8 protein-coding genes are annotated in these 10918 nt (G+C 69.5%); 2 read left to right on the top strand and 6 right to left on the bottom strand.

Translation table 11 applies throughout. The annotated features are described in order from the left end of the window. Positions 1–60 precede the first annotated feature (60 nt). Genes pgl through tkt form a run of 6 tightly spaced genes read right to left on the bottom strand, consistent with a single transcriptional unit; the run spans position 61 to position 8191 of the window. Positions 61–816, bottom strand: a complete 756-nt coding sequence (pgl, locus tag ACXIZN_RS18415) for a 6-phosphogluconolactonase (protein ID WP_457955872.1) — start codon at positions 814–816, stop codon at positions 61–63. Then, positions 813–1814 carry a glucose-6-phosphate dehydrogenase assembly protein OpcA gene (gene opcA / locus ACXIZN_RS18410; RefSeq protein ID WP_457955871.1) on the bottom strand — a complete coding sequence of 334 codons (1002 nt, stop codon included), beginning with the start codon at positions 1812–1814 and terminating at the stop codon, positions 813–815. Before opcA ends, pgl begins: the two co-directional genes overlap by 4 nt. Beyond that, positions 1811–3340: a glucose-6-phosphate dehydrogenase gene (gene zwf, locus ACXIZN_RS18405; protein ID WP_063270998.1), complete on the bottom strand. Its 1530-nt coding sequence runs from the start codon at positions 3338–3340 to the stop codon at positions 1811–1813. Before zwf ends, opcA begins: the two co-directional genes overlap by 4 nt. Further along, positions 3337–4956: a glucose-6-phosphate isomerase gene (locus ACXIZN_RS18400; protein ID WP_457955869.1), complete on the bottom strand. Its 1620-nt coding sequence runs from the start codon at positions 4954–4956 to the stop codon at positions 3337–3339. Before ACXIZN_RS18400 ends, zwf begins: the two co-directional genes overlap by 4 nt. Before the next feature lie 9 nt (positions 4957–4965). Next, positions 4966–6078 (bottom strand): transaldolase, encoded by a 1113-nt coding sequence (gene tal / locus ACXIZN_RS18395; RefSeq protein ID WP_457955868.1) that lies wholly within the window; start codon positions 6076–6078, stop codon positions 4966–4968. Positions 6079–6088: 10 nt separating this feature from the next. Next, positions 6089–8191 (bottom strand): transketolase, encoded by a 2103-nt coding sequence (gene tkt, locus ACXIZN_RS18390; protein WP_457955867.1) that lies wholly within the window; start codon positions 8189–8191, stop codon positions 6089–6091. Positions 8192–8491: 300 nt separating this feature from the next. On the opposite strand from tkt, the gene ACXIZN_RS18385 reads away from it, so the two are divergent. Together ACXIZN_RS18385 and ACXIZN_RS18380 are read left to right on the top strand one after the other, a co-directional pair. Continuing rightward, entirely contained in the window at positions 8492–9472 is a 981-nt protein-coding gene (locus tag ACXIZN_RS18385; RefSeq protein ID WP_457955866.1) for a heme o synthase, read from the top strand. A gap of 220 nt (positions 9473–9692) precedes the next feature. Then, positions 9693–10874, top strand: a complete 1182-nt coding sequence (locus ACXIZN_RS18380; protein WP_457955864.1) for an MFS transporter — start codon at positions 9693–9695, stop codon at positions 10872–10874. The last annotated feature ends 44 nt before the right edge of the window (positions 10875–10918 follow it).

Below are 10918 nucleotides of genomic sequence, written 5' to 3'. Positions count from 1 at the left end.
CGCGTGAAGGCCCCCTTCCCTCGGCTCAGCCGAGGGAAGGGGGCCTTCACGCGCGAAAGGTCAGGCGGATGGAGTCTCGTAGACCTTCGTGAGTTTCGAGGCGGAGCCTCGGTCCAGCAGCCAGAGCGTGCGACGCGAGCCGCGGGCTCCCGCCACCGGGATCTCGACCTCGCCCGCACCGGCCAGCGCCTGCGCGACGGCGTCGGCCTTGGCGTCGCCACCGGTGACCAGCCAGATGTCCTGCGCGCGACGGATCGCGGGCAGGGTCAGCGAGATCCGGGTCGGCGGCGGCTTGGGGCAGTCCCGCACCGCGACGACCGAGCGTTCCTTCTCGTGCACCGCCGGGCTGTCGGGGAAGATCGAGGCGGTGTGCCCCTCCCCGCCGAGGCCCAGCAGCATGATGTCGAACGCCGCGTCGTTGGCCGCCAGGACCTCGGCGTAGGCCGCGGCCGCAGCGTCGACGTCGTCGCCGAACTCGCCGTCCGAGGGTGCCATGGCGTGCACCCGCTTCGGGTCGAGCGGGACGTGGTCGAGCAGCGCCTCGCGGGCCTGCTTCTCGTTGCGGTCGTCCGAGTCCGCCGGGACGAAGCGCTCGTCGCCCCAGTAGAGGTCCAGACGCGACCAGTCGATGGCGTCGCGGGCACTGGAGTCGCGCAGTTCGCGCAGGATCGCGATCCCAGTGCCACCGCCGGTGAGCACCACCGAAGCGGAACCCTTGGCGGCCTGGACGTCGACGATCCGGGTGACCAGCCTGGCCGCCGCGGCGGCGGCCAGGAGGTCCGGGTTCTCGTAGACGACGACCTCGGTCTTGCTCATGAGGCGCTCTTCGCGGTCTTGGCGGCCGGAGCCTTCTTCGCCGCTGGAGCCGCCTTCTTCGCCGGAGCGGGCTTCGCGGTGCCCGACGAGATCTTGCCCAGCCCGTTCAGCGAAGCCTCGTAGACCTCGTCCGGGTCGAGCCGCCGCAGCTCCTCGATCAGGCAGTCCTTGTTGTCCCGCCGCTGCAGGGCGATCCGGCGCGTCGGCTGGCCCGGCTGGGTCAGCATGCCGACCCGTCCGTCCGGCCGGTGCAGTTCCACCGGACCGGACCGCCGGTCCAGCGTCACCGAGATGATGCCCGCGGCACCGCTGCTCTTGACCCGCTTCACCGGCACCTTGAGGTACTCGGCCAGCCAGCCGGCGAGCAGTTCGGTCGACGGGGAGTCGGCCTCGCCGGTCACCGTCGCGCCGGTGACCTTCTCGTACGGCGGAAGGTCCAAAGCGGACACCAGCTGCGCGCGCCACCGGGTCAGCCGGGTCCACGCCAGGTCGGTGTCACCCTCCACATAGGACTTCGCCCGCGTGGTGAGTGCCTTTATGGGCGCCTTTTCCGCCGCCGAGTCGGTGATCCGGCGCTGGGCCAGCTCACCGAGCGGGTCCTTGGCCGGAGCCTTCGGACCGGTGCCCGGCCACCAGGTGACGATCGGCGCGTCCGGCAGCAGCAGCGGCACGACCGCGCTCTGCCCTTGCGAGGCCAGCGGGCCGTAGAGCCGCAGGACGATGACCTCGCTCGCGCCGGCGTCGCCGCCGACCCGGATCTGGCCGTCGATCCGCGGCGCCGCGGTCCGCGCGCCCTTGGCCACCACGATCACCCGCGAGGGGTGTTCCCGGCTGGCCTCGTTGGCGGCCTCGATCGCCTCTTCGAGCTTGTCGTCGTCGTCGGCCACGATGACCAGCGTCAGCACGCGGCCGAGCGCGACCTGCCCACCCTGTTCACGGATCTCGACGAGTTTCTTGTTCAGCTGCGACGTCGTGGTCGACGGCAGGTCGATGATCACGGACGCCTCCAGTTCCGGCCGGTACGCTCCAGCATTTCGTCCGCGGACGGCGGTCCCCACGAACCGGGCGGGTACGCCTCGGGCGCGCCCTTCTTGGCCCAGTGGTCGAGGATCGGGTCCAGGATCTCCCAGGACAGTTCGACCTCTTCGTTCACCGGGAACAGCGACGGTTCGCCGAGCAGCACGTCCAGGATGAGCCGTTCGTAGGCCTCCGGGGACGACTCGGTGAACGCGTGCCCGTAGCCGAAGTCCATGGTGACGTCGCGGACCTCCATCGTGGTCCCCGGCACCTTCGACCCGAACCGCAGCGTGATGCCCTCGTCGGGCTGCACCCGGATCACCAGCGCGTTCTGGCCCAGCTCCTCGGTCGAGGTCGAGTCGAACGGCAGATGCGGCGCCCGCTTGAACACCACGGCGATCTCGGTGACCCGGCGGCCCAGCCGTTTGCCGGTGCGCAGGTAGAACGGAACCCCGGCCCAGCGGCGGTTCTGCACCTCCAGCGTCACCGCGGCATAGGTCTCGGTGGTGGAGTCCTTCGCGAAACCGCCTTCCTGCAGCAGGCCCGGCACCTTCATGCCGCCCTGCCAGCCGCCCGCGTACTGCCCGCGCGCGGTGGTCTCGTCGAACGGCGCCAGCGGCTTGGTCGCCGAGAGCACCTTGACCTTCTCCGCGCGGAGCGCGCGCGGGGCGAACGAGACCGGCTCTTCCATCGCGGTCAGCGCGAGAAGCTGCAGCAGGTGATTCTGGATGACGTCGCGTGCGGCGCCGATGCCGTCGTAGTACCCCGCGCGGCCGCCGAGACCGATGTCCTCGGCCATGGTGATCTGCACGTGGTCGACGTAGTTGGCGTTCCAGATCGGCTCGAACAGCTGGTTCGCGAAGCGCAGCGCCAGCAGGTTCTGCACCGTCTCCTTGCCGAGGTAGTGGTCGATGCGGAACACCGACTCCTCGGGGAAGACGTCGTTCACGATCTCGTTGAGCTCCTTGGCGCTCTTGAGGTCGCGGCCGAACGGCTTCTCGATGACGACGCGGCGCCAGGTGTCCTCGCTCGCCTCGGCGAGGCCGGAGCGGGCGAGCTGCTTGGTCACCACCGGGAACGCGCTCGGCGGGATCGACAGGTAGAACGCGGTGTTGCCGCCGGTGCCACGCTCGGCGTCCAGGTCCTTGACCGTCTGAGCGAGCCTGTCGAAGGCGTCGTCGTCGTCGAAGGTGCCCTGGACGAAGCGGATGCCTTCGGCGAGCCGGTTCCACACCGACTCCTTGAACGGCGTCCGCGCGTGCTCCTTGACCGAGTCGTGCACGAGCTCGCCGAAGTCCTGGTGCTCCCAGTCCCGCCGGGCGAACCCGACGAGCGAGAACCCGGCGGGCAGCAGGCCGCGGTGGGCGAGGTCGTAGATCGCCGGCATCAGCTTCTTGCGGGCGAGGTCACCGGTGACGCCGAAGATCACCAGGCTGGACGGCCCGGCGATCCGCGGCAGCCGCTTGTCGCGCGGGTCGCGCAGCGGGTTGTTCCAGGCTCGTGTCACTCGCCGGCCTCCTGTACCGCGCGGACCAGTTCGGCCAGGCCGGCGGCCCGGTCGGTGAGGTGCAGGCGCAGCACCGGACGGCCGTGCTCGGCGAGCACCTGGCCGTCGCCCAGTGCCTGCGCGTGCTGCAGGACGCCGAGCGTGTACGGCCGGTCCGGAACGTCGAGATCGTCCTCGACGGCGCCGGTGATCTGCAGGAAGACACCGTTCTGGTGCCCGCCCTTGTGGTACTGCCCGGTCGAGTGCAGGAACCGCGGCCCCCACCCGAAAGTGGTCTGGCGGCCGGTCCGCTTGGCGATCTCGCCGCGCAGGACCGCCGTCGACGCGTCGTCGAGCCGGTCGAGGTACGCCTGCACCGCGATGTAGCCGGTTTCCGGAGCGGAGTCGAAGAAAGCCCGCAGGATTTCCGCGAGCTTTCCGTCCGTCGAAACGCCTTCCGAGCCGAACACCTCGACCGCGCCGTCCACAGTGGACGGCTTCTCGCCGCCCTTGAGCTTGTCCGGGTTGTCGAGCAGCGACCGCGCGGCCTTCTTGGCGGCCTCGACGTCGGGCTGGTCGAACGGGTTGATCCCGAGCAGCCGTCCGGCGAGCGCGGTGGCGAACTCCCACAGCAGGAACTGCGCGCCGAGCGAACCGGTCACGGAGATCTTCGCCGCGCCTTCCGCCGCGCCGACGGCCACCGGGGTGGCGTCGCCCTTGGCGTCGGCGAAACCGGGGGAGTCCGGGCCTTCGACGGCGACCGGCAGGAGACCGGTGCCCTGCTTGCCGGTGGATTCGGCGATCAGCTGCTCCGCCCAGTCGGCGAAGCCCTTGATCCCGGAGCCGGTGTCGCCGATGACGACCTTCTCGGCGCCCTTTTCGTGCGCCGCGACCCACGCCGCCGCGAGCTTGATCGCCGGGTTGTCCACGGAGTCGGTGGCCAGCTCGTCGGCCACCGAAGCGGCCTGGTCGAGCAGGCGGGCGACGTCCGCGCCGGCGAGCCCGGCCGGGACGAGCCCGAACGCGGTCAGCGCCGAGTAACGGCCGCCGACGTTCGGGTCGGCGAGGAAGACCTTGCGGTAACCCTCCTTTTCGGACAGTTCCGCGAACGGCGAGCCGGGGTCGGTGACGACCACGATCCGCCGGGCCGCGTCGATGCCCGCGTCGGCGAAGGCCTTCGCGAAGATCCGGCGGTGGCTGTCGGTCTCGACGGTGCCGCCGGATTTCGACGACACGACGATGACCGTGCGCTCCAGGTCACCGGCGAGCGCGTCGGCGACCTGGCCCGGGTCGGTGGTGTCGAGGACCGTCAGCGGGACGCCGTCGGTCGCGGTGATGACCTCGGGGGCCAGCGACGAACCGCCCATGCCCGCGAGGACGACGCGGTCGACGCCCTCGGAACGCAGGTCGGTCCGCAGTGCCTCGATCTCGCCGATCAACGGCCGCGAGGACTTGTGCAGCGTCGTCCACGAGAGACGGATCGACGCTTCGGACTCGGCTTCGGGACCCCACAGTGTGGCGTCCTGGGACGCCAGTTTCGATGCGACCTGGTCGGCGACGAGCCGCTCCGCGAACGGAGCGGCTTCGCCGGCCAGGGCGGCGTCGACGATTTCGACGCCGGTCGTTTCCCCTGCCATGGTCGGTGATCAGTCCTTTGCCTTTTCCAGCTGCCCGGTGACGGTCTCGAGAAGTTCGGTCCACGACTTCTCGAACTTCTCGACGCCCTCGTTCTCAAGGGTCAGGAACACGTCGGTGATGTCGATGCCGATCGCGCTCAGCTTGTCGAAGACGGCCTGCGCGTCGGCGGCCTTGCCGGTCACCGTGTCGCCAGTGACGTCGGCGTGGTCCGCCGCGGCGTCGAGGGTCTTCTCCGGCATCGTGTTGACCGTGTCCTTGACGACGAGCTGGTCCACGTAGCGGGTGTCGGAGTACTGCGGGTCCTTCACGCCGGTGGAGGCCCACAGCGGACGCTGCGGGTTCGCGCCGGCCTCGGCGAGCGCCTTCCAGCGGTCCGAAGCGAACAGCTCCTCGAATGCCGCGTACGCGAGCCGCGCGTTGGCGATGGCGGCCTCACCGCGCAGCGCGGTGGCCGCGTCGGTGCCGATCGCGTCGAGCCGCTTGTCGATCTCGGTGTCCACACGGGACACGAAGAACGACGCGACCGAGTGGATGCCCTTGAGGTCGTGGCCGTTGGCCTTCGCCTGCTCCAGCCCGGCGAAGTAGGCCTCGATGACCGCCCGGTACCGCTCGACCGAGAAGATCAGTGTGACGTTGACGCTGATGCCCTCGGCCAGGGTCTTGGTGATCGCCGGGAGACCCTCTTCGGTGGCCGGGATCTTGATCAGCACGTTCGGCCGGTCCACGGTCTTCCACAGGTCCTGCGCCTCGGCCACCGTCTTGTCGGAGTCCTTGGCCAGGCGCGGGTCCACCTCGATGGACACCCGGCCGTCGACCCCGTTCGTGGCGGTGTAGACGTCGCGGAACAGGTCCGCGGCGTTGCGCACGTCGGTGGTGGTCAGCTCGCGGATGGTGGCCTCGACGTCCGCGCCGCGGGCGGCGAGCTCGCGGGTCTGCTCGTCGTACGCCTCGCCCTTCGACATCGCGTTGGCGAAGATCGTCGGGTTGGTCGTCACGCCCACGACGTGCTTGTCGCGGATGAGGTCGGCGAGGTTGCCGGTGTTCAGGCGCTCACGAGACAGGTCGTCCAGCCAGATCGACACCCCGGCCTCGGACAGCTGCGCGAGCTTGTCGTTGCTCATTGGAGTCCTCTCAGTTCTTGGTGTTGGCGATCGAGCGACGGGCGGCCTCGACGACTGCCTCCGCGGTGAAACCGAACTCACGGAACAGTGTGGCGGCGTCGGCCGACGCACCGAAGTGCTCGATCGAAACGTTCACCCCGGCGTCACCGGTGAAGCGGTGCCACGACTGGGCGATACCGGCTTCCACGGAGACGCGTGCCTTGACCGACGGCGGGATGACCGAGTCCTTGTAGGACTGGTCCTGCGCGTCGAACCATTCGACACACGGCATCGAGACGACGCTCGCCGGGATGCCGTCGGCTTCGAGGGTCTTGCGGGCCTCGACGGCCAGCTGGACCTCGGAGCCGGTCGCGATCAGCACGACCTCGGGGCTGCCGTTGGACGCCTCGGCGAGGACGTAACCGCCCCGCTTGACGCCTTCGGCGCTGGTGCCCTCCAAGACCGGCACGTTCTGCCGGGTCAGCGCGAGGCCCGACGGGTGGTGGACGTCCTCCAGGACGGCCTTCCACGCGTACGCGGTCTCGTTGGCGTCCGCAGGGCGGACGACGTTGAGGCCCGGGATGGCGCGCAGGGCGGAGAGCTGCTCGATCGGCTGGTGGGTGGGGCCGTCCTCGCCCAGGCCGATCGAGTCGTGCGTCCACACGTAGGTGACCGGCGCCTTCATCAGCGCGGCCAGCCGCACGGGCGGGCGCATGTAGTCGGAGAAGATCAGGAACGTCGCGCCGTAGGGGCGGGTGCCGCCGTGCAGCGCGATGCCGTTGAGGATCGAGCCCATCGCGTGCTCGCGGATGCCGAAGTGCAGCGTCCGGCCGTACGGGCTGGTCTTCCACATGTCGGTGGAAGCCTTCTCCGGGCCGAACGAGTCGGCCCCCTTCATGGTGGTGTTGTTGCTCTCCGCGAGGTCCGCGGAACCGCCCCACAGCTCGGGGAGCGGCTCGGCGAGCGCGTTGAGCACCTCACCGGAGGCCTTGCGGGTCGCGATGCCCTTGGCGTCCGGCTCCCACGTCGGCAGGTTGTCCGCGAAGCCCTCGGGCAGCGTGCGGGTCGACATCCGGTCCGCGATCTTCTTGCGCTCCGGGTTGGCGGCGCCCCACGCCTCGAACTTCTCCTGCCATTCGGCGCGGGCGGTCTTGCCGCGGTCGACGGCCTGGCGGGTGTGCGCGATGACCTCGTCGTCGACCTGGAAGCTCTGCTCCGGGTCGAAGCCCAGGATCTCCTTGACCGCGGCGACCTCTTCGGCACCGAGCGCGGCGCCGTGGGCCTTGCCGGTGCCCATCTTCTTCGGCGCCGGGTACCCGATGACGGTCTTCAGCGCGATGAACGACGGGCGCTCGGTCTCGGCCTTCGCGGCCTTGATGGCCTCTTCGATCGCGACGACGTCTTCGCCACCCTCGACGACCTGGGTGTGCCACCCGTACGCCTCGTAGCGCTTCACGACGTCCTCGGACAGCGCGATCTTGGTGTCGTCCTCGATCGAGATCTCGTTGTCGTCCCAGAAGACGATGAGGTTGCCCAGCTCCTGGCGTCCGGCGATCGAGGAGGCCTCGGCGGTGACGCCCTCTTCGATGTCACCATCGGAGGCGACGACGTAGACGTAGTGGTCGAAGATGCTCTCGCCCTGCGGGGCGTCCGGGTCCAGCAGGCCGCGCTCGCGGCGGGCCGCCATCGCCATGCCGACCGCGTTGGCCAGGCCCTGGCCGAGCGGGCCGGTGGTGGTCTCGACGCCCTTGGTGTGGCGGTACTCCGGGTGGCCCGGGGTCTTCGAGTCCCACTTCCGCAACTGCTTCAGGTCTTCCAGCTCCAGGCCGAACCCGGCGAGGTACAGCTGGATGTAGAGGGTGAGGCTCGAGTGACCGGCGGAGAGGACGAAGCGGTCACGAGCGGGCCACTCGGGGTCCGCCGGGTCATGACGCAGCGTCCGCTGGAAGAGCGTGTACGCGAGCGGCGCCAGGCTCATCGCGGTGCCGGGGTGACCGCTGCCGCAGTTCTCGACCGCGTCCGCGGCGAGCACCCGAACGGTGTCGACGGCCCGCGTGTCGAGGTCGGTCCAGTCGGCGGGCACGTTGCGCCGGAGGAGTGGGTTCTTCTCGCTGGTAGAGGCGGTTTCGGACACTGAACTCGAACTCCCCGTCATCAGGTTGTGGCTTCTCTTCCCTCGTGGGTAACCCACGTGTACCGCTACTAATCTCAATCGATCCGGAAGGGACGATATTCCTGGTCCGGGCCGTTCGCAGAGGTACGCCGCGAGCTACCGCGGCCAGCCTAATGGTTCGGCCGGTCGAGGACCCGCGATCACCCTCTGGAAACAGCACGTCTAACATCGGGGAAGGGTTCAGAACACGCCGGATCCGGGGCCGCCACATCACCCGGAAGCCTGGTGGACCCCGCCCCGAAAACTGACGCAGGGAGTGAAATGTCGTTGGTGAACGCTGCGCACGGACGCAGTGACAGCACCAGCGCCGTACATCCGACCGGTGAACGACCGCACGGTGGCCGGCGAACGATCCGCCAGGTCGTCGGCGCGTACGCCGCCCTCGCGAAGCCCAGGGTGATCGAGCTCCTCCTGGTCACCACGATTCCCGCCATGTTCCTGGCAGGCCGGGAAATCCCGTCGCCGTGGCTGGTGCTCGCGACGCTCGTGGGCGGCACCATGGCCGCCGGCAGTGCCAACGCCTTGAACTGCGTCATCGACGCGGACATCGACAAGGTGATGAACCGCACGAAGCGCCGCCCGCTGGTGAAGGAATCGGTGCCCCGGCGCGGCGCGCTGATCTTCGGTCTCGTGCTCGGCGTCCTGTCGTTCGTCGTGCTCTATTTCACGGTGAACCTGCTCTCGGCGATCCTCGCGATCGTGACGATCCTCTTCTACATCTTCGTCTACACGCTGGTGTTGAAGCGGCGTACGTCACAGAACGTGGTCTGGGGCGGCGCGGCGGGCTGCATGCCGGTCGTCATCGGCTGGGCCGCCGTCACCGGCACCGTCGAGTGGCCCGCGTTCGTGATGTTCGGCGTCATCTTCTTCTGGACCCCGCCGCACACGTGGGCGCTGGGCATGAAGTACCGCGACGACTACGAGCGCGCCGGTGTGCCGATGCTGCCGGTGGTCGCCACCCCGCAGCACGTGGCGCGGCAGATCGTCATCTACTCGTGGGTGATGGTCGCCTGGACGCTGCTGCTGGTCCCGGTGACGAGCTGGATCTACACGACGTTCGCGCTCCTGGCGGGCGGCTGGTTCCTCTTCTACGCGCACAGCCTGAACGCGGCGGTGCGGCGCGGCGAGGAGACCAAGCCGATGTCGCTGTTCCACCGGTCGAACACGTACCTGATGATCGTGTTCGTCGCGCTGGCGGTGGACTCGGCGATCGGGCTGCCGGTCATCGGGCTGCCCTTCTGATCTTGTAGCGCGTGAAGGCCCCCTTCCCTCGGCTCAGCCGAGGAAAGGGGGCCTTCACGCATGTCGGGAACGCGCGGATCCGCCTGCGCTGTGCGTCCTGAAGGTCACCTTTGAGACGATGAACGTCCTGAAGGTGCCCTTCGGGACGTTCGGACCAGGCCGTTCCCACCTGCTGGAGCGCGCTACCCGGACCGGCTACCCGTCAGTACCGTCCGGCGGAGTGACGAGTACGACCGAACGCCCGGCCACCGTCCGGGCCGGGCGCGCGACCATGGCGGTCGCCTGCCTGATCGTCTTCACCGCGCAGATGGCGACGACGATCTACCTCCCTTCCCTCCCGATGGTCGAACGCGACTTCGGGGTGTCGCGCAGCGTCGCGGCGCTCTCGGTGTCGCTGTTCGTCATCGGCGCGGCGGCGCCGGTGGTGATGTGGGGCCGCGCGGCCGACCGGCTCGGGCGCCGGCCCGCGTTGCTGGCGTCGCTGGGGCTCTTCGCCGTGTCGAGCGCGGTGCTCATCGTCAACACGTCGCCAACGTGGCTCCTCGTTCTCCGTGCTCTGCAAGGGATCGGTGCTGGAGGCGCGGCGATCATCGCCCGTATCGCCGTGCGGGACCTCGGTGGCGGCGACGCGCTCGCCAAACGGCTTTCCGTGTTGTCCATCGCGTTCGTCACCGCACTCGGCGGCGGGCAGTTCGCCGGCGGACTGATCGGCGGGTGGCAGGGCGGTTTCGCGGTGCTGACGGCGGCGGGTGCGCTGTGCGTCCTGGGCACGCTGACGATTCCGCTCCGCAGGGGCAGCGGCGAGAAGACGGGCATGGTCCGGATCTATCTCCGGATCCTCACCGTTCCGGCGTTCCTGCGGCCGACGATCGCGGCGGGGCTCGGTTTCGCGACGATCGTGCTCCTCCAGGAGGTCTCGCCGTTCGTCTTCCAGCAGCACTTCGGGTTGAGCGTCGACCAATACGGCGGCCTCGGCCTGCTCTTCGGCCTGGCCTACTTCGCCGGCGCGCTGCTGGTGAACCGGCTGGCCGGGCGCAAAGGCTCGCCGTGGCTGATGCGGGCTGGCGCGTTGGTCATGACCGCCGCCGGCCTGCTGACGGTCGTCTTGTGGCTCGTGCCCGCGATCCCGCTCACGGCCGCGTTCGTGACGTTCGTCGCGCTGTACTGCGGGATCACCTTCGGCCAGGCCGCGCTTTTCCCGAGCAGCATGGCCGTCGCGGTGAGCGAAGTGCCCGCGCACGGCGCGTACGCCGTCGCGCTGTGCGGATTCGTCGCTCAGTCCATCGCCGGTGTCGCGGCCACCTTCGCCGCGCTGCTCCACGAGAACGTCGTGTGGGCGAGTGTGGCCACCGTCCTGTCCCTCGCCGCCTTCCTCCTGGTCCGGGTGAGAGCGCGGGAATGAGATGATGGCGGGCGCCGTTGTAGTTCATTCGGCCCCTGTCCCAC

It is taken from the genome of Amycolatopsis sp. TRM77291, assembly GCF_054166285.1.
Note: the sequence above shows the minus strand (reverse complement) of the source record. Positions and strands in the feature narration are given on the sequence as shown.